Genomic DNA, 407 nt, shown 5'->3' on the forward strand with positions numbered 1-407 from the left:
TCCTCGAGGCCCGGGGTCTCGAGGTGATCGTGGCCAACGCACGCGAGTCCCGCGCCGTGCCCGGCCGCAAGAGCGACGTCAGCGATTCGCAGTGGCTGCAGCGGCTCCATGCCTGCGGCCTGTTGCGTCCAAGTTTCAGACCCAGCGGCGACATTGCTGCGCTTCGCGCCTATCTGCGGCTTCGGGAGCGACATCTGGACTACGCGGCCGCACACATCCAGCATATGCAGAAGGCGCTGACCTTCATGAACCTTCAACTGCACCATGTCGTCACCGACGTGACGGGAGCCACAGGCATGCGCATCATCCGCGCCATCGTGGCCGGCGAGCGTGATCCCGGCGTGCTGGCTGCGATGCGTGACCGCAACTGCAGGTCCAGCGTCGAGACAATCCGGGCCGCCCTGGTG

Annotated in this window: 1 pseudogene; it reads left to right on the top strand. The window is 66.3% G+C overall.

From position 1 onward, the window contains the following. Positions 1-29 precede the first annotated feature (29 nt). A pseudogene (locus tag VSR34_RS38825) lies at positions 30-407 on the top strand (IS110 family transposase); the annotation flags it as partial.

Origin of the sequence: Paraburkholderia sp. JHI2823 (assembly GCF_038900695.1) — a bacterium.
In the GTDB taxonomy this organism is placed as follows: Bacteria; Pseudomonadota; Gammaproteobacteria; order Burkholderiales; family Burkholderiaceae; genus Paraburkholderia; species Paraburkholderia mimosarum.